8 protein-coding genes are annotated in these 21,710 nt (G+C 50.7%); 5 read left to right on the top strand and 3 right to left on the bottom strand.

What is annotated here, in order from left to right; translation table 11 throughout:
* Window positions 1-202: 202 nt before the first annotated feature.
* The 5 genes from ilvB to porB all read left to right on the top strand — a co-directional run bounded on the left by ilvB (window position 203) and on the right by porB (window position 5,370).
* The gene (gene ilvB / locus FOC66_RS00220; RefSeq protein WP_003748481.1) at window positions 203-1,930 is read left to right on the top strand and encodes a biosynthetic-type acetolactate synthase large subunit; all 1,728 of its coding nucleotides are present in this window, start codon (window positions 203-205) and stop codon (window positions 1,928-1,930) included.
* A gap of 10 nt (window positions 1,931-1,940) precedes the next feature.
* Window positions 1,941-2,432, top strand: coding sequence for an acetolactate synthase small subunit (ilvN, locus tag FOC66_RS00215; protein ID WP_003748480.1), 492 nt, complete (start codon window positions 1,941-1,943; stop codon window positions 2,430-2,432).
* Between the two features lie 66 nt (window positions 2,433-2,498).
* Window positions 2,499-2,792: a putative quinol monooxygenase gene (locus tag FOC66_RS00210; RefSeq protein WP_003748478.1), complete on the top strand. Its 294-nt coding sequence runs from the start codon at window positions 2,499-2,501 to the stop codon at window positions 2,790-2,792.
* A 61-nt stretch (window positions 2,793-2,853) separates the two neighbouring features.
* Window positions 2,854-3,867: a ketol-acid reductoisomerase gene (gene ilvC, locus FOC66_RS00205; protein ID WP_003748477.1), complete on the top strand. Its 1,014-nt coding sequence runs from the start codon at window positions 2,854-2,856 to the stop codon at window positions 3,865-3,867.
* Window positions 3,868-4,242: 375 nt separating this feature from the next.
* Window positions 4,243-5,370, top strand: a complete 1,128-nt coding sequence (porB, locus tag FOC66_RS00200; RefSeq protein WP_003748475.1) for a trimeric porin PorB — start codon at window positions 4,243-4,245, stop codon at window positions 5,368-5,370.
* Window positions 5,371-5,556: 186 nt separating this feature from the next.
* Here the strand turns inward: porB and pepN are convergent, their stop codons facing one another.
* From pepN to FOC66_RS00185, 3 genes are all read right to left on the bottom strand, one after another.
* Entirely contained in the window at window positions 5,557-8,178 is a 2,622-nt protein-coding gene (gene pepN, locus FOC66_RS00195; RefSeq protein ID WP_003748472.1) for an aminopeptidase N, read from the bottom strand.
* Window positions 8,179-8,333: 155 nt separating this feature from the next.
* Complete coding sequence (locus FOC66_RS00190; protein WP_172884815.1) at window positions 8,334-14,990, bottom strand: YadA-like family protein; 6,657 nt, start codon at window positions 14,988-14,990, stop codon at window positions 8,334-8,336.
* On the bottom strand, window positions 14,932-21,186 hold the full coding sequence (locus tag FOC66_RS00185; protein WP_172884814.1) for an ESPR-type extended signal peptide-containing protein: 6,255 nt from the start codon (window positions 21,184-21,186) through the stop codon (window positions 14,932-14,934). The genes FOC66_RS00190 and FOC66_RS00185 overlap by 59 nt, the downstream gene beginning before the upstream one ends.
* Between the last annotated feature and the right edge of the window lie 524 nt (window positions 21,187-21,710).

Raw genomic sequence — 21,710 nt, 5'->3', positions numbered from 1 at the left:
TTGATTGAACAGTCGGTTTGCGTTATCTTTTCTACTCTTTTTCACAAACTCTGTGTTCCTTTCCAATTGTTTGGACAGTCTGACTGTCGCCGTATTCCCTCAATGCGCGTACCCTAAATCGCTGCTTGGCGGAATTGCATTACAGGTGCTGTGGTGAGGCGGATTGTTCCTATTGGTTAGAAACCGCATAAAAGAGGTCAATATGCAATTATCAGGCGCACAAATCGTCGTGCAAAGTCTCAAAGCCGAAGGTGTTGAATACGTATTCGGCTATCCCGGTGGTGCGGTTATCGAAATCTACGATGCCATTTTCCAACTCAACAAATTCAAGCACATTCTAACCCGCCATGAGCAGGCAGCCGTACATGCGGCAGATGCCTATGCCCGCGTCAGCGGCAAAGTCGGTGTAGCCTTGGTAACTTCCGGCCCGGGCGTAACCAACGCATTGACCGGCATTGCCACCGCGTACAGCGATTCTATCCCCCTGGTCGTCATCAGCGGCCAAGTGGGCAACTCCCTCATCGGTACAGATGCGTTCCAAGAAGTGGATACGGTCGGAATCACCCGCCCTTGTGTTAAACACAACTTTTTGGTTACCAATATTGGCGAGCTGGCTGATACGATTAAAAAAGCCTTCCAAATTGCCGCCAGCGGCCGTCCGGGCCCCGTTGTCGTCGATATTCCTAAAGACGTAACCCAAGCGATGGCCAAATTCAGCTATCCGCAAGAAGACATCTTCATCCGCTCCTACCAACCGGTTGTACAAGGCCACATCGGCCAAATTAAAAAAGCCGTACAAATGCTGGCTTCTGCCAAACGCCCCATCGTTTACTTCGGCGGCGGCGTGGTATTGGGCAATGCCTCCGAGGAAATGACCCAATTTATCCGCATGACCGGCGTACCCTGTACTGGCACATTAATGGGTTTAGGCGCTTACCCTTCCAGCGACCGCCAATTCTTGGGCATGTTGGGCATGCACGGTACCTACGAGGCCAATTTGGCGATGCAAAATGCAGACGTCGTTTTGGCAATCGGTGCGCGCTTTGACGACCGCGTTGTTTCCGTACCGTCAAAATTTTTAGACAAACCCAAAAAAATCATCCATATCGACATCGACCCATCCAGCATTGCCAAACGCGTTAAAGTGGACATTCCGATTGTCGGCGATGTTAAAAACGTATTGACCGAAATAATTCATCTGTGGGGCAAACAAGAAACTGCGCCTTCAGCTGACTCATTGGACAAATGGTGGAAAACCATCGAAGAATGGCGTTCGCACAACTGCCTGTGGTTTGAAAACGACAGCGAAATTATTAAACCGCAATACGTTGTTCAAAAACTGGCAGAAATTACCAAAAACTCAGCCATTATTACTTCCGACGTTGGCCAACACCAAATGTTTGCCGCTCAATATTATCCATTCGAGCGTCCCCGCCAATGGCTCAATTCCGGCGGTCTGGGTACGATGGGTGTAGGCCTGCCTTACGCCCTCGGTGCCAAACTGGCGGCTCCGGAACAAGACGTCTTCTGTATCACAGGCGAAGGCTCTATTCAAATGAATATCCAAGAGCTGTCCACCTGCTTCCAATATAATGTCCCCATCAATGTCGTTACATTGAACAATGGCTATTTGGGTATGGTTCGCCAATGGCAGGAGCTGTATTATGGCAACCGCGAATCGGAAACCTATTTCGATTCATTGCCCGACTTTGTCAAACTGGCCGAATCCTACGGCCATATCGGCATCCGTGTGGACAAAAAATCCGACGTCGAAGGCGCCCTGTTGGAAGCATTAAACCAAAAAGACCGTTTGGTATTCCTCGACTTTTTGACAGACAAGAAACAAAACGTACTGCCTATGGTCGGCAACGGCAAAGGTTTGGATGAAATGGTTCTGCCGCCGCACATGCGCGATATTGCAAAAGCGTAAGGAGAAAGAAATGCGACATATCTTATCTATTCTGATGGAAAACGAATCAGGTGCGATGAGCCGTGTGGTAGGTTTGTTCTCCGCACGCGATTACAACATCGACTCCCTGGCCGTAGCCCCAACCGAAGACAAAACCTTGTCCCGTATGACCATTGTTACCCACGGCGATGAGCACGTTATCGAGCAAATCACCAAACAACTCAACAAACTGATTGAAGTTGTCAAAGTGGTTGACTTGAACGAAAGCCGTTTTGTCGAACGCGAACTGATGTTGGTAAAAGTCCGCGCCGTCGGCAAAGACCGCGACGAATTCCTGCGATTGACCGAAATCTACCGCGGCAGCGTTATTGACGTAACAGACCGCAGCTATACCATCGAAATCACAGGTTCTACCGAAAAACTCGACTCTTTCCTCGAAACAGTCGGTCGTGCTCAAATTTTGGAAACCGTACGTACAGGCGCAGCCGGCATCGGCCGCGGCGAGCGTATTTTGAAAATTTAACGCTGTATCGTTCAGACGGCCTGTTACTTTCAACAAAGGCCGTCTGAAAAACAGCAGGAGACAAACATGTCAAGCATCCAAATCGTTGCATTAGTTACCGTCAAACCCGAATACACCGAGGTTCTGGCTGCCCAATTTAAAGAATTGGTCAAAGCCAGCCGTGCAGAAGAAGGCAACATCAGCTACGACCTGCACCAAGAAATCGGCAAACCCAACCGTTTCGTATTCGTAGAAAATTGGAAATCCCAAGCAGCTATTGACGAACACAATGCCAGCGAACATTTCCAAAACTTCGTCAAATCCATCGAAGGAAAAACCGAAGCATTGGAAATCGTCTTGATGAACCAAGTCCCTGCTTAACCCCCTATTACTTTTAACTCAACCCGGATTGTCCGGAACCCTCTTACACTAAGGAAATAAAATGCAAGTTTATTACGATAAAGACGCTGACCTTTCTCTGATCAAAGGCAAAACCGTTGCCATCATCGGTTACGGCTCACAAGGTCACGCACACGCAGCAAACCTGAAAGATTCCGGCGTAAATGTCGTCATCGGTCTGCGCCAAGGCGGCTCTTGGAAAAAAGCCGAAGCAGCCGGCCACGACGTGCGCACCGTTGCCGAAGCAACCAAAGCAGCCGACGTTGTGATGATTCTGTTGCCTGACGAAAACCAACCTATCGTATACAAAAACGAAATCGAGCCAAACTTGAAAGAAGGCGCAGTATTGGCATTCGCTCACGGCTTCAACGTACACTACAACCAAATCGTACCCCGTGCCGACCTCGACGTTATCATGGTTGCCCCTAAAGGCCCAGGCCACACCGTGCGCAGCGAATTCCTGAAAGGCGGCGGCGTGCCTTCCCTGATCGCCGTTTACCAAGATAAAAGCGACAAAGCACGCGACATCGCCCTGTCTTACGCCGCAGCCAACGGCGGCACCAAAGGCGGCGTAATCGAAACCAACTTCCGCGAAGAAACCGAAACCGACCTCTTCGGCGAACAAGCCGTATTGTGCGGCGGCGTGGTCGAATTGATCAAAACCGGCTTCGAAACCCTGACCGAAGCAGGCTACGCCCCAGAAATGGCCTACTTCGAATGCCTGCACGAAATGAAGCTCATCGTTGACCTGATTTACGAAGGCGGCATCGCCAACATGAACTACTCCATTTCCAACAATGCAGAGTACGGCGAATACGTAACCGGCGTCGAAGTCATCAACGACAAATCCCGCGAAGCCATGCGCAATGCCCTCAAACGCATCCAAACCGGCGAATACGCTAAAATGTTCATCCAAGAAGGTGCCGTCAACTATGCCAGCATGACAGCCCGTCGCCGTCTGACCGCTGATCACCAAATTGAAAAAGTCGGCGCTCAACTGCGTTCTATGATGCCTTGGATTGCCAAAAACAAACTGGTTGACCAAGACAAAAACTAATCTGTCTTTCAATCAAATAAAACCTGCCCGAGCAATCAGGCAGGTTTTTTATATATTTGCAAACCCAATACACGATAAGGCCGTCTGAAAACGCGATAAACAATATTCACAACCCAATTCTATATACCCCATATTTTATAGCCATCCCAAAATTCCCTTTTAGAAAAACACATTACAAAATAAAAGGCAGTCTCCCACTTCCACCCTGTCTGTAAAAAACAACGTTTCCCCGCAAAAATCACTCAAAACAAGAGGAAAATTTGTTTTCCTAGGCCATAACCTTTATATTATGGTCATGGAATCGTTGAAAGAGAACGATATCGTAATAAGAAGAACGAATGCTCGCTTCTTCACACTTAAAAAAGGAAAACAGCAATGAAAAAATCACTGATTGCCCTGACTCTGGCGGCTCTGCCTGTTGCAGCTATGGCTGACGTAACTCTGTACGGTCAAATTAAAGCTGGCGTTGAAGTATCCAAAGTAAAATTGGGTGAACAAACTGCTGCTAAACTGGGTCACGAGAAAAGCTCTAAAACTGCTACCGAAATCGCTGACTTCGGCTCACGTATCGGCTTTAAAGGCCACGAACACTTGGGTAACAACCTGAATGCCATCTGGCAAGTTGAACAAAACACTTCTATCGCCGGTGGCGACAAAGAGTGGGCTTCTCGCGAATCCTTCATCGGTTTGGAAGGTGGCTTCGGTAAAATTCGTGCCGGTAAATTAAACTCTACTGTTAAAGACTCTAGCGACAATGTTGACCAATGGGAAAGCAACAACGGCGCTTTGAATATGTCTGTATTTACCCGTGTTGACGAACGTGCAGTATCTGTACGCTACGACAGCCCTGTATTCTCAGGCTTCAGCGCAAGCGTACAATACACTCCACGCGACAACGCTAACCCTTCTGACAAATACACTCACAACGACGCTACCCGTGACACTTACTACGCTGGCCTGAACTACGAAAACTCTGGCTTCTTCGGTCAATACGCCGGTGGTTTCCGTAAAAACGCCGTTTCTGAAAAAGACGGTCACGTACACCGCTTGGTAGGTGGTTACGATGCTAACAACCTGTTCGTATCTGTAGCCGGTCAATACGCTAAAAACTGGGAAACTTTGGGTGACTACGCTGAAGCCCAATCTAACGGTGTTGTAACTTCTGCTATGCGTGCTGCCGGTACTAACGCTTCTAACGTAGTATTCGGTACTGCTGCTGGCTTGGACAGCCGTCCTGCTGAAACCATCGAAGTTGCCGCTACTGCCGCTTACCGCGCCGGTAACGTAACTCCTCGCGTTTCTTACGCTCACGGCTTCAAAGCTAAAGTTGACGGCGAAAAACTGAAAGGCACTCAATACGACCAAGTTATCGTTGGTGCTGACTATGACTTCTCTAAACGCACTACTGCTTTGGTTTCTGCCGGCTGGTTGCGTGGTGCTGAGTCTGGCCCTCACAAAGTTGAAACCATCTCTGGTTTGGTTGGCCTGCGTCACAAATTCTAATCTTCGGATTAGTATGAAAAAGAGCCTGTTTTATGCAGGCTCTTTTTTTATTCCCATTACCTACCCTCAACGAAAATTAATTTAAGTGTTGATATATAAAAAGGCCGTCTGAAACCAATTGGTTTCAGACGGCCTTTAGTCTATCTATCCTTATTGCCAAATTACAATAAGGTCAACAAACAAGCTTTATTTTTCATTCAAAATCTTACCGACAATCTCGCCCACATCTTTGGACAAACCTTCTTGTGCATTGATGCGTTGCAATTCTTTGGTCATGACGGCTTTTCGGTTAACTTCCAACTTATTACAGATATTGAAAGCCTGCACCAGTCGGGCGGCAACTTGTGGGTTAAAGCGGTCGATTTCCATCACTTTATCGGCTACAAAGCGGTAGCCGCCGCCGTCTTCTGTATGGAAATGCGGAATATTGCGGCTGAAGCTGATCAACAAAGAACGGGCTTTATTCGGGTTTTCAATGCTGAACTTAGGATGATTCAAGGCTGTCTGAACTTGCTGTAAAGTATCTTTGCGGCGGCTTGAAGCAATCAGGGCAAAGTATTTATCCATTACCAAGGCATCATCGGCGAATTTATCGGCAAATTGCGTCAACAAGCGATCGCGGATTTCGCTTTCATTGCTGTTGATTGCGGATAAGATACCCCATTCGTGGGTCATGTTTTGCGCCATTGCTTCGTAATTCTCCGCAACGTGTTCGATATGCGTAGCGTCAGCACGTAAGATAAATGCCCTGCAAGCATTACGCAAGGTACGCCAGCCGGCCAATTCCGGGCTATATTCATAACGAATGGCGGCATCAGCCTGGTTTTCTTGCTCGGTAGCCTGACGATTCAGCTCGCGCCATTGAGGCAGGAACTTGACGGCAACGGCATTGAGCAAGGCTTCGCGCGCTTGATGAACTTGAATCGGGTCAATATTTTCTTCTTCCGCCCATACATCGGTTTCAGACGGCATTTGCAGCAAAATGGCGCGGAATGCCGGGTCGAAATCACCGGAGACCACCAAAGCCAAAGCGTCCATCAATGCTTTGTGTTCAGGCAAAGGACGGCCTTCTGCCAATGCCTGACGATTGGCGTTAATGGCGCGATGGTACAAGGTTTGAGCAGCTTCCCAGCGTGCAAACTCATTTTCATCTGCCGCCAGCAAAGTGGCCAATTCTTGCTCGCTGTATGGATAGTTCAGGGTAACCGGCGCAGAGAAATCACGCAGCAGAGACGGGATAACCGGCTCATTGACGCCGCCCAATACAAAAGTCTGCTCGGCTTCAGTCAATACCAAAACCGCCTCTTTCACCCGTTTGCCTTGATATTCGAACTCAACCGCTTCGCCTTTTTCATTTAGCAAACCGGTTTTGACCGGAATCATCATCGGCTGTTTGTCCGCCATATCGGGCGTCGCGGGAATGGTTTGTTTGATGGTTAATTCAAACGCACCATCTTTCAGACGGCCTTGGGCATCTAAAACCGGCGTACCGGCTTGGCTGTACCACAAAGCAAACTGATCAAGATTGATGCCGTTTGCGTCTGCCATTGCGGCACGGAAATCATCGCAGGTTACCGCCTGACCGTCGTGGCGTTGGAAATACAGCTTCATGCCTTTTTGGAAGCCCTCTTCCCCGAGCAAAGTGTGATACATGCGCACGACTTCCGCACCTTTTTCATAGACGGTCATGGTGTAGAAGTTGTTCATTTCCTCATAGCTGGCCGGGCGGACAGGATGCGCAGTCGGGCCCGCATCTTCAGGGAATTGGAACAAGCGCAGCATACGGACATTGTCGATACGGCGTACCACGCGGCTGGCTCGGTCGCCGGAAAACTCTTGATCACGGAATACGGTCAAGCCTTCTTTCAGTGACAATTGGAACCAATCGCGGCAGGTCACGCGGTTGCCCGTCCAGTTGTGGAAATATTCATGGCCGACAACAGATTCAATGCCTTCAAAGTCGGTATCGGTCGCGGTACGGCTGTTGGCCAGCACAAACTTGGTGTTGAAAATATTCAAACCTTTGTTTTCCATCGCGCCCATATTGAAATCGCCCACGGCAACGACCATGAAAATATCCAAGTCGTATTCCAAGCCGAAGCGCGTTTCGTCCCATTTCATCGCATTTTTCAACGATTCCACGGCAAAACCGACTTTAGGTTTGTCTGTCTCAGTGGTGTAGAACTCGATTTTGACCTTACGGCCGCTCATGGTCGTAAAATAATCTTCCGTTACCGCCAAATCGCCTGCCACCAAAGCAAAGAGATAGCTCGGCTTGGCAAACGGGTCTTCCCATTTCACCCAATGACGGCCGTCTGAAAACTCGCCGCCATCGATTTTATTGCCGTTAGACAGCAACACCGGATAGCGTTTTTTGTCTGCAACGATGGTGGTGGTAAATTTAGACATGACATCCGGACGGTCGATGTAGAACGTAATTTTGCGGAAACCTTCCGGTTCGCATTGGGTGAACAGGTTGCCACCGGAAGCATACAGACCCATCAGGGATTTGTTCTCAGCAGGCAGAATTTCGGTTTCCACTTCCAGCGTGAAGTTTTCAGACGGCACGCCGGCAATCGTCAGTTTTTCGTCTTCCAACACATAATCTACGGCCCGGCCGTTTACTTTCACAGACAGCAGTTTTGCCGAACCATCCAATACCAACGGCTCCCCTGCTCTTTCAGGTTGGACGGTCAGGCTGGATTTGACGATGGTTTGCGGTTCTAAAATATCGAAATGCAGGTCGGTTTTCAGAATACGGTACGCTGGCGCGGCGTAGTCTTTCAAATAATGGACGGTTTTGCTCATTTTTTCTCTTTCGGGGTTATGCGGTAAATAGATGAAGCATATCGTTTCAGATAGCCCAAATTCAAGTGTTTTCAGAAAAAAAGGCCGTCTGAAACCTAAAATTTCAGACGGCCTCCCTATTCAGGCAGCAAATCTAGTTGCCTGTCATTGCCAACTTACCACTGATACAGCGCACCGGCACCGACACCGACATGACCGTCGGTATTGGCCGAGAAGTTGCCTTTGACAATCCAGTTGCCGCCGTCGCTCATCGCAGACACGCCGATGGCCATGGCAGACTGACCGCCGTAGTAGCCGCTGCCGACACCGATACCGGTCGCACCCGGACGGGTTACTTGCGGAATCGAGCCTTGGGCAATCGCACCGGCCACACCTGCGTAGGCTTTCTTACCTACTTGGTTGATGTTGTTCTGCAACTCGGTACCCAAACCAATCAACTGGTTCACGTTTGCCGCGTCTGTACCGTCTTTACCCGGAGCCACATTGATAATGCGTTGGCCGCCGTTGTTCAGACCGACAGGAGACAATTTGACTTGGTTGTTTGGATTGTTTTCAGTCGGTGCAGCGATGGTTACGCCATCGTTGTTGACCACGGTATTACCTGCAGTCAGACCGTCTTTGTTCAACGCAACTTTATCGCCGACTTTCACGCCGTCGTTATTCATCACAGTATCGCCTGCTTTGAATGTATCGGCATTCACTGTCTTCACGTTAATCTCGTCAGCCAACTTCAGTTGAGCGCCACCGGCTACGGTTTCGCTGATGATGTTGCTGTCGCCTTTAACGTTGATGGTAGAACCCAACGCGTAGTTGTTGCTGCCGGTCGTGCCGCCGAAGTTGATGCCTTTGGCGATAGTCGCAGCATTGTTGGCTACGTTTTGGTTGGTTGCGTACAACTGGCTGCCGTTGACGGCGTCTTTGCTGTTCGCATTGAGATCGCCATCCGCTACGTTGGTTACTTTGTTGCCCGCATTGTCCAAGCCGTCTTTCGTCAGGTTTACCTTGCCTGCTTTCAAGCCGTCTTTGTTCAATGCAACATCGTCACCCACTTTCACACCGTCAGTATTGACTGCGGTATCGCCAGCTTTCACGCTGTCAACATCCAAGTCTTTATCGGTTGCCACCTCGTAAACAGTTTGACCCTTATCGCCTGTTTTCTGAGTCACAACAATGTTCTTACCTTGAACAACTTCAGTCTTAGACGCAGCAGCAGCTTGTTTCAGTTGGGAAACATTGACTGCATCGGTGTCATCCGTACCGGCCGCAACGTTGGTAATCTTATTGCCGCCGTTGTTCAAGCCAGCTTTGGTCAGGTTCACATCGCCTGCTTTCAAGCCGTCTTTGTTCAATGCAACATCATCGCCAACTTTCACACCGTCATTATTCATCACGGTATCGCCTGCGGTAACGCTGTCGACTTTCAGGTTTTTATCGGTAGCCACTTTGTAAATGGTTTGGCCATTGGCGCCGACATCCTGAGTAACAACAATGTTATCGCCTTGAACGACTTCAGTCTTAGCCGCAGCCGCAGCTTTGTTCAACTGAGCAACGTTCACTGCATCAGTATCATCGGTACCGGCCGCAACGTTGGTAATCTTATTGCCGCCATTGTTCAAGCCGGCTTTAGTCAGGTTGACATCGCCAACTTTCACGCCGTCAGTATTGACTGTGGTATCGCCGGCTTTGACGCTGTCAACTGCCAAGTCTTTAGCCAATTTGACTTCCAACTTATCAGAGCCATTCGCTACAACGCCGATATTGCCGTCTGAAAGTTTGGCTGCATCGGTTTGACCGCCGACAATATTCAGCTTCGTACCCGGTTTGCGTTCAACGTCTTTGCCGCTGTCGCCGCCGAAATTCAAAGGCAGATTGGCAGTTGCATTAACGGCTTTGATCGCATCGTGGATGTTGTTCTCACCCGTACCGCCAATATCGGTCATGCTGATGTTGCCGCCGTTATTGGCCGCATTGCCACCCAATACATTCACCAACTGATCTTGGGCTGCATTCAGCTGCTCTTCGGTCGCCGCACGTTTGCCTTGGGCAAAATCGCTGCCACCCAAAGTCGTATTGCTCAAGCCGCTGACTTCGCCTTTGTCGCCATCGATTTTCACTGGAGCCGCTTGACCAACATTCAATACATCGGCCAGTTTCAGCTGTGCACCACCGGCTACGGTTTCGCTGATGATGTTGCTGTCGCCTTTGACATTGATGGTGTCGCCCAATGCGTAGTTGTTGCTGCCGGTGGTACCGCCGAAGTTGATGCCTTTGGCGATATTGGCGGCGTTGTTGGCGACGTTTTGGTTGGTCGCAAACAGTTGGCTGCCGTTGACGGCGTCTTTGCTGTTGGCATTGAGGTCGCCGTCGGCCACGTTGGTCACTTTGTTGCCGGCGTTGTTCAATCCGTCTTTGGTCAGTTTGACGTCGCCCGCTTTAACGCCGTCTTGGGTCAATGCGACATCGTCGCCTACTTTCACACCGTCGTTGTTAACGGTGGTGTCGCCGGCTTTGACGCTGTCTACCACCAGGTCTTTGTTCAGCTTGACGGTAACGGTATCGCCTTGGGCTTCGGTGGTGATGTTGTCGTCGCCGGCAACGGTCACGGTGGAACCGAGTTTTTCGATATTGGTGCTGCCGCTGTCGCCGTTGAAGGTCAGGCCTTTGGTGTCAACGGTGGTTTTGGCGTCTACGCCTTTTTGGATGTCGTCTTTGGTGTCTTGCGCCAAGTCGATGCTGTAGTCGGTCACGTTGTTCGCGTCTGCTGCTGAAGCAGTGACGGTCACTTTGTTCGAACCGGCGCTCGCAGTGGTGCCTTTGGCGTTGACGGTGTAAACGTCTTGGCCGTTGGCGCCGGTCGTTTTCACCACGTCTTTGATGTTGGTGCCGGCGGCAACTTCGGTACGGGCGGCGGCGCTTTGCTGTTTCAGCTGGCTGTAGTTGACGGCGTCGGTGTCGTCGGTACCGGCGGCTACGTTGGTGATCTTGTTGCCGGCGGCATTGATGCCGGACTTGGTCACACTCGGGCCGCCTGTAATGGTGAGGCCGTCTGAATTCAGTTTGCTGTCGCCTGCGGTGACGCTGTCGACGGTAATGTCTTTGGCCAGTTTGAAGTCAATCTGGTTGTCGGACACGGTGGTGACGATGTTTTTGTCGCTGCTGCGGTAGGCAACGGTTTCGCCCAGTTGGACGTTGTCGTCGTTACCGTTGTCGGCGGCAATGTTCAGACCTTTGGCGATATTGGCGTTGGTCTCTTTCAGCTGACCGTAGTTGACGGCGTCGGTATCGTCGGTACCGGCGGCCACGTTGGTCACTTTGTTACCGGCGGCATCGATACCGGACTTGGTCAGGCTAGGACCGCCTGCGACTTTCACACCGTCGTTGTTAACGGTAGTGTCGCCGGCTTTGACGCTGTCCACCACCAGGTCTTTGTTCAGCTTAACGGTCACTTTATCGTCTTGGGCTTCAGTCGTGATGTTGTCGTCGCCGGCAACGGTCACGGTAGAACCGAGTTTTTCGACATTGGTGCTGCCGCTGTCGCCGTTGAAGGTCAGGCCTTTGGTGTCAACGGTGGTTTTGGCATCCACACCTTTTTGGATGTCGTCTTTGGTGTCTTGTGCCAAGTCGATGCTGTAGTCGGTCACGTTGTTCGCGTCTGCTGCTGAAGCAGTGACGGTCACTTTGTTCGAACCTGCGCTCGCAGTGGTACCTTTGGCGTTGACGGTGTAAACGTCTTGGCCGTTGGCGCCGGTCGTTTTAACCACGTCTTTGATGTTGGTACCGGCTGCAACCTCGGTACGGGCGGCGGCGCTTTGCTGTTTCAGCTGGCTGTAGTTGACGGCGTCGGTGTCATCGGTACCGGCGGCTACGTTGGTGATCTTGTTGCCGGCGGCATTGATGCCGGACTTGGTCACACTCGGGCCGCCTGTGATGGTGAGGCCGTCTGAATTCAATTTGCTGTCGCCTGCGGTAACGCTGTCGACGGTAATGTCTTTGGCCAGTTTGAAGTCAATCTGGTTGTCAGACACGGTGGTCACGATGTTTTTGTCGCTGCTGCGGTAAGCAACGGTTTCGCCCAGTTGGACGTTGTCGTCGTTACCGTTGTCGGCAGCAATGTTCAGACCTTTGGCCACATTGGCGTTGGTTTCTTTCAGCTGACCGTAGTTAACAGCGTCGGTATCTTCGGTACCGGCGGCTACGTTGGTCACTTTGTTGCCGGCGTTGTTCAAACCGTCTTTGGTCAGTTTGACATCGCCTGCTTTAACGCCGTCTTGGGTCAATGCAACATCGTCGCCTACTTTCACACCGTCGTTGTTAACGGTGGTGTCACCGGCTTTGACACTGTCTACTACCAGGTCTTTGTTCAGCTTGACAGTCACTTTATCGTCTTGGGCTTCGGTGGTGATGTTGTCGTCGCCGGCAACGGTCACGGTGGAGCCGAGTTTTTCGATATTGGTGCTGCCGCTGTCGCCGTTGAAGGTCAGGCCTTTGTTGTCAACGGTGGTTTTGGCATCCACACCTTTTTGGATGTCGTCTTTGGTGTCTTGTGCCAAGTCGATGCTGTAGTCGGTCACGTTGTTCGCGTCTGCTGCTGAAGCAGTGACGGTCACTTTGTCGGAACCTGCGCTCGCAGTCGTGCCTTTGGCGTTGACGGTGTAGATGTCTTGGCCGTTGGCTCCGGTCGTTTTAACCACGTCTTTGATGTTGGTGCCGGCTGCAACCTCGGTACGGGCGGCGGCGCTTTGCTGTTTCAGCTGGCTGTAGTTGACGGCGTCGGTGTCATCGGTACCCGGGGCAACGTTGGTGATCTTGTTGCCGGCGGCATCGATGCCTGCTTTGGTCACACTTGGGCCACCGGTAATGGTGAGGCCGTCTGAATTCAGTTTGCTGTCGCCTGCGGTAACGCTGTCGACGGTGATGTCTTTGGCCAGTTTGAAGTCAATCTGGTTGTCAGACACGGTGGTCACGATGTTTTTGTCGCTGCTGCGGTAAGCAACGGTTTCGCCCAGTTGGACGTTGTCGTCGTTACCGTTGTCGGCAGCAATGTTCAGACCTTTGGCCACATTGGCGTTGGTTTCTTTCAGCTGACCGTAGTTAACAGCGTCGGTATCTTCGGTACCGGCGGCTACGTTGGTCACTTTGTTGCCGGCGTTGTTCAAACCGTCTTTGGTCAGTTTGACATCGCCTGCTTTAACGCCGTCTTGGGTCAATGCAACATCGTCGCCTACTTTCACACCGTCGTTGTTAACGGTGGTGTCACCGGCTTTGACACTGTCTACTACCAGGTCTTTGTTCAGCTTGACAGTCACTTTATCGTCTTGGGCTTCGGTGGTGATGTTGTCGTCGCCGGCAACGGTCACGGTGGAGCCGAGTTTTTCGACATTGGTGCTGCCGCTGTCGCCGTTGAAGGTCAGACCTTTGGTGTTAACGGTGGTTTTGGCATCCACACCTTTTTGGATGTCGTCTTTGGTGTCTTGTGCCAAGTCGATGCTGTAGTCGGTCACGTTGTTCGCGTCTGCAGCAGCGGCGGTAACGGTCACTTTGCTCGAACCGGCGCTCGCAATCGTGCCTTTGGCATTGACGGTGTAAACGTCTTGGCCGTTGGCGCCGGTAGTTTTCACCACGTCTTTGATGTTGGTACCGGCGGCAACTTCGGTACGGGCAGCGGCGCTTTGTTGTTTCAGCTGGCTGTAGTTGACCGCGTCGGCGTCATCGGTACCTGGGGCAACGTTGGTAATCTTGTTGCCGGCGGCATTGATGCCTGACTTGGTCACACTCGGACCACCGGTAATGGTGAGGCCGTCTGTATTCAGTTTGCTGTCGCCTGCGGTAACGCTGTCAACGGTGATGTCTTTGGCCAGTTTCAGCTGTGCACCACCGGCTACGGTTTCGCTGATGATGTTGCTGTCGCCTTTGACATTGATGGTGTCGCCCAATGCGTAGTTGTTGCTGCCGGTGGTACCGCCGAAGTTGATGCCTTTGGCGATGTTGGCGGCGTTGTTGGCGACGTTTTGGTTGGTCGCAAACAGTTGGCTGCCATTGACGGCGTCTTTGCTGTTGGCATTGAGGTCGCCGTCGGCCACGTTGGTCACTTTGTTACCGGCGGCATCGATACCGGACTTGGTCAGGCTAGGACCGCCTGCGACTTTCACACCGTCGTTGTTAACGGTAGTGTCGCCGGCTTTGACGCTGTCTACTACCAGGTCTTTGTTCAGCTTAACGGTCACTTTATCGTCTTGGGCTTCAGTCGTGATGTTGTCGTCGCCGGCAACGGTCACGGTAGAACCGAGTTTTTCGACATTGGTGCTGCCGCTGTCGCCGTTGAAGGTCAGGCCTTTGGTGTCAACGGTGGTTTTGGCATCCACACCTTTTTGGATGTCGTCTTTGGTGTCTTGTGCCAAGTCGATGCTGTAGTCGGTCACGTTGTTCGCGTCTGCTGCTGAAGCAGTGACGGTCACTTTGTTCGAACCTGCGCTCGCAGTGGTACCTTTGGCGTTGACGGTGTAAACGTCTTGGCCGTTGGCGCCGGTCGTTTTAACCACGTCTTTGATGTTGGTACCGGCTGCAACCTCGGTACGGGCGGCGGCGCTTTGCTGTTTCAGCTGGCTGTAGTTGACGGCGTCGGTGTCATCGGTACCGGCGGCTACGTTGGTGATCTTGTTGCCGGCGGCATTGATGCCGGACTTGGTCACACTCGGGCCGCCTGTGATGGTGAGGCCGTCTGAATTCAGTTTACTGTCGCCTGCGGTAACGCTGTCAACGGTGATGTCTTTGGCCAGTTTCAGCTTGGTTGGTCGCAAACAGTTGGCTGCCATTAACGGCGTCTTTGCTGTTGGCATTGAGGTCGCCGTCGGCCACGTTGGTCACTTTGTTACCGGCGGCATCGATACCGGACTTGGTCAGGCTAGGACCGCCTGCGACTTTCACACCGTCGTTGTTAACGGTAGTGTCGCCGGCTTTGACGCTGTCCACCACCAGGTCTTTGTTCAGCTTAACGGTCACTTTATCGTCTTGGGCTTCAGTCGTGATGTTGTCGTCGCCGGCAACGGTCACGGTAGAACCGAGTTTTTCGACATTGGTGCTGCCGCTGTCGCCGTTGAAGGTCAGGCCTTTGGTGTCAACGGTGGTTTTGGCATCCACACCTTTTTGGATGTCGTCTTTGGTGTCTTGTGCCAAGTCGATGCTGTAGTCGGTCACGTTGTTCGCGTCTGCTGCTGAAGCAGTGACGGTCACTTTGTTCGAACCTGCGCTCGCAGTGGTACCTTTGGCGTTGACGGTGTAAACGTCTTGGCCGTTGGCGCCGGTCGTTTTAACCACGTCTTTGATGTTGGTACCGGCTGCAACCTCGGTACGGGCGGCGGCGCTTTGCTGTTTCAGCTGGCTGTAGTTGACGGCGTCGGTGTCATCGGTACCGGCGGCTACGTTGGTGATCTTGTTGCCGGCGGCATTGATGCCGGACTTGGTCACACTCGGGCCGCCTGTGATGGTGAGGCCGTCTGAATTCAATTTGCTGTCGCCTGCGGTAACGCTGTCGACGGTAATGTCTTTGGCCAGTTTGAAGTCAATCTGGTTGTCAGACACGGTGGTCACGATGTTTTTGTCGCTGCTGCGGTAAGCAACGGTTTCGCCCAGTTGGACGTTGTCGTCGTTACCGTTGTCGGCAGCAATGTTCAGACCTTTGGCCACATTGGCGTTGGTTTCTTTCAGCTGACCGTAGTTAACAGCGTCGGTATCTTCGGTACCGGCGGCTACGTTGGTCACTTTGTTGCCGGCGTTGTTCAAACCGTCTTTGGTCAGTTTGACATCGCCTGCTTTAACGCCGTCTTGGGTCAATGCAACATCGTCGCCTACTTTCACACCGTCGTTGTTAACGGTGGTGTCACCGGCTTTGACACTGTCTACTACCAGGTCTTTGTTCAGCTTGACAGTCACTTTATCGTCTTGGGCTTCGGTGGTGATGTTGTCGTCGCCGGCAACGGTCACGGTGGAGCCGAGTTTTTCGATATTGGTGCTGCCGCTGTCGCCGTTGAAGGTCAGGCCTTTGTTGTCAACGGTGGTTTTGGCATCCACACCTTTTTGGATGTCGTCTTTGGTGTCTTGTGCCAAGTCGATGCTGTAGTCGGTCACGTTGTTCGCGTCTGCTGCTGAAGCAGTGACGGTCACTTTGTCGGAACCTGCGCTCGCAGTCGTGCCTTTGGCGTTGACGGTGTAGATGTCTTGGCCGTTGGCTCCGGTCGTTTTAACCACGTCTTTGATGTTGGTGCCGGCTGCAACCTCGGTACGGGCGGCGGCGCTTTGCTGTTTCAGCTGGCTGTAGTTGACGGCGTCGGTGTCATCGGTACCCGGGGCAACGTTGGTGATCTTGTTGCCGGCGGCATCGATGCCTGCTTTGGTCACACTTGGGCCACCGGTAATGGTGAGGCCGTCTGAATTCAGTTTGCTGTCGCCTGCGGTAACGCTGTCGACGGTGATGTCTTTGGCCAGTTTGAAGTCAATCTGGTTGTCAGACACGGTGGTCACGATGTTTTTGTCGCTGCTGCGGTAAGCAACGGTTTCGCCCAGTTGGACGTTGTCGTCGTTACCGTTGTCGGCAGCAATGTTCAGACCTTTGGCCACATTGGCGTTGGTTTCTTTCAGCTGACCGTAGTTAACAGCGTCGGTATCTTCGGTACCGGCGGCTACGTTGGTCACTTTGTTGCCGGCGTTGTTCAAACCGTCTTTGGTCAGTTTGACATCGCCTGCTTTAACGCCGTCTTGGGTCAATGCAACATCGTCGCCTACTTTCACACCGTCGTTGTTAACGGTGGTGTCACCGGCTTTGACACTGTCTACTACCAGGTCTTTGTTCAGCTTGACAGTCACTTTATCGTCTTGGGCTTCGGTGGTGATGTTGTCGTCGCCGGCAACGGTCACGGTGGAGCCGAGTTTTTCGACATTGGTGCTGCCGCTGTCGCCGTTGAAGGTCAGACCTTTGGTGTTAACGGTGGTTTTGGCATCCACACCTTTTTGGATGTCGTCTTTGGTGTCTTGTGCCAAGTCGATGCTGTAGTCGGTCACGTTGTTCGCGTCTGCAGCAGCGGCGGTAACGGTCACTTTGCTCGAACCGGCGCTCGCAATCGTGCCTTTGGCATTGACGGTGTAAACGTCTTGGCCGTTGGCGCCGGTAGTTTTCACCACGTCTTTGATGTTGGTACCGGCGGCAACTTCGGTACGGGCGGCGGCGCTTTGCTGTTTCAGCTGGCTGTAGTTGACGGCGTCGGTGTCATCGGTACCCGGGGCAACGTTGGTGATCTTGTTGCCGGCGGCATCGATGCCTGCTTTGGTCACACTTGGGCCACCGGTAATGGTGAGGCCGTCTGAATTCAGTTTGCTGTCGCCTGCGGTAACGCTGTCGACGGTGATGTCTTTGGCCAGTTTGAAGTCAATCTGGTTGTCAGACACGGTGGTCACGATGTTTTTGTCGCTGCTGCGGTAAGCAACGGTTTCGCCCAGTTGGACGTTGTCGTCGTTACCGTTGTCGGCAGCAATGTTCAGACCTTTGGCCACATTGGCGTTGGTTTCTTTCAGCTGACCGTAGTTAACAGCGTCGGTATCTTCGGTACCGGCGGCTACGTTGGTCACTTTGTTGCCGGCGTTGTTCAAACCGTCTTTGGTCAGTTTGACATCGCCTGCTTTAACGCCGTCTTGGGTCAATGCAACATCGTCGCCTACTTTCACACCGTCGTTGTTAACGGTGGTGTCACCGGCTTTGACGCTGTCCACCACCAGGTCTTTGTTCAGCTTAACGGTCACTTTATCGTCTTGGGCTTCGGTGGTGATGTTGTCGTCGCCGGCAACGGTCACGGTGGAGCCGAGTTTTTCGATATTGGTGCTGCCGCTGTCGCCGTTGAAGGTCAGGCCTTTGGTGTCAACGGTGGTTTTGGCATCCACACCTTTTTGGATATTATCTTTAGTACTTTGAGCGAGATCGATACTGTAATCAGTTGTTACTGCACCATCGGCTGCGGTTGTAGCATTGGAGGTCAAATTCAAAGCATTGGAAACTTGTACCGTTGCTTTATCTGCGCTGACGGTATAAGTGGTTTCTTTGCCTGAAGTTGTTTTATTAACGTGCGCGTTACTGCCTGCCTCCACCTTGGTTGTGGTTTTGGCATTATTGATGGCATTAGCTACATCGCCGGCAGTCGCTACACCGGCAGTCGGTGCGGACACTGTGCCATTATTATCGACAGACAATGAGCCTTGAGTGACGTTGATTTGAACTTTTGATGTATTCTCGCCATCGGTGATTGCAACGGTCGTCAAGTTGCCATCGGCGTAGTTGACTGTACCGTTGTTATTGATACGAGATTTGTCTGTACCGTTTTGTTGGATATTGTGTCCAACATTGTTCATAACGGTGTACAGCTGGCTACCATTGACCGCATCGGTCGAAGTGGCGGAAATACGGCCTGCGGCAACATTGTGAATTTGGCGTTCATTGCCTACGCTGCCTACAGAAACTGCGCCTGTTTTAGCGGATGAAGAAGCTGCATAGCTGACGTTGGTTACCGCACCGCTATCGTTTTTGAATGTTGCATTTTTAGCTGTTGCATCAAAATTATTGGCAGTGCCAACAGCACCATTACCCAATGCAACAGAGCTACCGATCGTAGTCGTCGCGCCACTACCCAAAGCAACTGAATCGCTTCCAGTCGCTTTTGCATTATTACCGCCGGCAAAACTATTCTGCCCGGCAGCTTGGGCTGAGGAACCAATAGCGGTGGAATAAAGGCCTGAACTGTTTGCCTGCTTACCAATGGCGATAGAATAAGCTTGCGTTGTCTGCGCCTGATGACCGATTGCAACAGAATCATCACCGACTGCATTGGACAAATAGCCCATTGCCGTACCGTTATTTTGTGCCGCTGCCCTTGCACCGACAACGGTTGCATTTTCGTAATTGGCTCTACTGTGAGCACCGACGACTACAGAGTAATTGTAATTATTTTCTGTATTCAAACCTATGGCGATAGAACCTGTACCGCGGGAATTGGCATTAGAGCCTAAGGCAACAGCGCCAACAGTTCCAGAAGTTACCGTTGCATTTGGACCAACAGCAACAGAAGACGAACCAAGTACGTTGGCATTATGACCCAAAGAAACACTACCCGTCGCACCTGTACTTGTTGCCGCATTTGGTCCGATAGCAATTGAATTGGTTGCTTTTGCGCCGTCATTGTTCCAGTTTTTCGTACCGTCAGTTTTACCTTCTTCTGATTTAACAGAAAAATAACGGACACGCTCAATTGCACTCAATACACCATAAAGTTGAGAGCCGTTGATGGCATCAGTAGAAGTAGCAGAAATATCGCCGGGGGATACATTAATGATTTGGCGTTCATAGCCTTTAGAACCGACAGACACAACATCACCGGCATCGGTAGTTGCACCGCCTGCCCAAGTGTAGGTCACGCCCATGATTTCGCGTTGAACGTATGCCTTACCTTCTTTATCAGTTTTAGAAGCCGTACCCAAAGCCACAGAGTTCAGCAAAGTTGCCTTTGCTCCTGTACCCAAAGCTACACCGCCAAAAGCAGTAGCCTGAGACTTGGTACCGATGGCCAAAGACAAATCGGCAGATGAATTAGCTTGCACACCCAGCGCAACAGAACCTTGACCGGCAATAGTATTACCATAAGAACCGTAATTCATCGTATCACCAGTCATCTCTTTATAAATATCACGCAGACTTTTACCGCTCAGCGTATATTCACCGGTCTTTGCACCTTTTTCATTATATTTGATGAATTTATCCGTTGCATTGCCAGAATATCGAGTACCACCTACCGCATCTAAATCATCACCACCAATAGCAACAGATGAATTACCATTAGCCAAGACATTGCCGCCAACCGCAATAGATTGGTCTCCCTTTGCCCACGCACCCTCAGGTCTGCCCTGTGGATCAACACGGTTACCTGAACCAATAGCAATAGACTGAGTTATCTTAGAACTACTTGAATCGCCTACTCGAGCCGTATTACCAATAGCAATATTATTGTGCGTTACATTCACATTCATACTATTTTGGGAGAGAACCTCAGATGCACGTCCAATAGCAATCGTACCAAATCCGGTTGCATTCGCGTCTGCACCAAGTGCAATAGCACTTGATGGCGCACTACCCGAAGCTGGAGAATTTGCCACTGCATTTTTACCGATGGCAATGGTATTTCCAGCTTGAGCTTGGGCTGAATTACCTATGGCGATAGACTCACTTTGATAACCCACCGCATTGGTACCGATTGCAATGGCATTTTGCGCATTGGCTGCAGCCTGACTGCCGCTGCCAATTGCAATGCCGTCTTGACCTCTTGATGTGCTGGATTGGCCCAAAGCCATTGAGCCTATACCAAATGCTTGCGCCGAATTACCCAATGCTGTTGTGCTCGTATTATTGGCAAGAGCATTCTTACCTACCGCTGTCGCTTGCGTACCATTTGCTTTGGAATCTGCACCCAATGCTGTTGAATCTGCAGAAACAGCATTGGCACTTTTACCTATCGCTGTTGCATTTGAACTACTTGCACTTGTATCTGCTCCCATCGCAACGGCATGATTTTGAGTAGCCTTGGCATTTGTACCAACAGCAAGGCTGTTATTATGTGTTGCATTTGCACTCGTACCTACCGCAACTGCACCATTAGCCGTAGCATTGGCTGATGCTCCTACTGACAGAGCACCAATACCGGTCGCTGTTGCACCACTAACCGCAGTCGCACTGGTTGCAGCATCAAATTCAATTTTTCCTCGTGCTGCAGTTGCCGCATACGAATTACCTGCACCCAAAAGAGCTGCCGAAATCACTGTCAATCTAAAAACTGTCGCAATACCATTTTTACCGGATTCGGCAGATACATCTGTACTGTTTTGTTCTGCGGACGATTTCACACGACCTTTGGCTAATTCGGACGTTACGACGAAAGATTGAATCGTACGGTTCCAAACGACTTTAAATATCTTATTCATTAGTGTGTCTTTCTCTTTTTATGATGGATAAAAGCGCAGGCGTGAGCATGACGCTACTTTAAAAAATCTATTGCGGAGGATTTCCTTGCAAAATGCTTGCTTCGAGCTGACGTTTATTGTCACTTTAAGACGAAATTTAGGTCTTTTACTATCTCGAAGTGAAATAGTATTTCATACTTACCAAATATCCGCTAGTCGAAAATATAAACCGATTATCTTTAATTTCTAAATAAAATCACGGCTTTCAACCAGAAAAACCAATCATCAAAAGTTCTCCAGTCATGTTTCTATTAATAAGCGTAATGTTGTATTCCATTGACAAGTCACAAGTAAACACAGTAATCATGCAAGCCATATGCCAATTATTTGAAATATTATTTAAAATGAATTATTTATTAAAAAAACGAAAGAGAAAGGCCGTCTGAAATGTTTCAGACGGCCTTTAATGAAATGATATTGAACAACTACTTAATTGAATAATTTGTTTTTTAAGCTATCAATAAAATCGGCAATATGCTTTTAAT

This window comes from Neisseria mucosa, assembly GCF_013267835.1.
In the GTDB taxonomy this organism is placed as follows: Bacteria; Pseudomonadota; Gammaproteobacteria; order Burkholderiales; family Neisseriaceae; genus Neisseria.
This window is presented reverse-complemented; position numbering and strand designations above follow the sequence as displayed.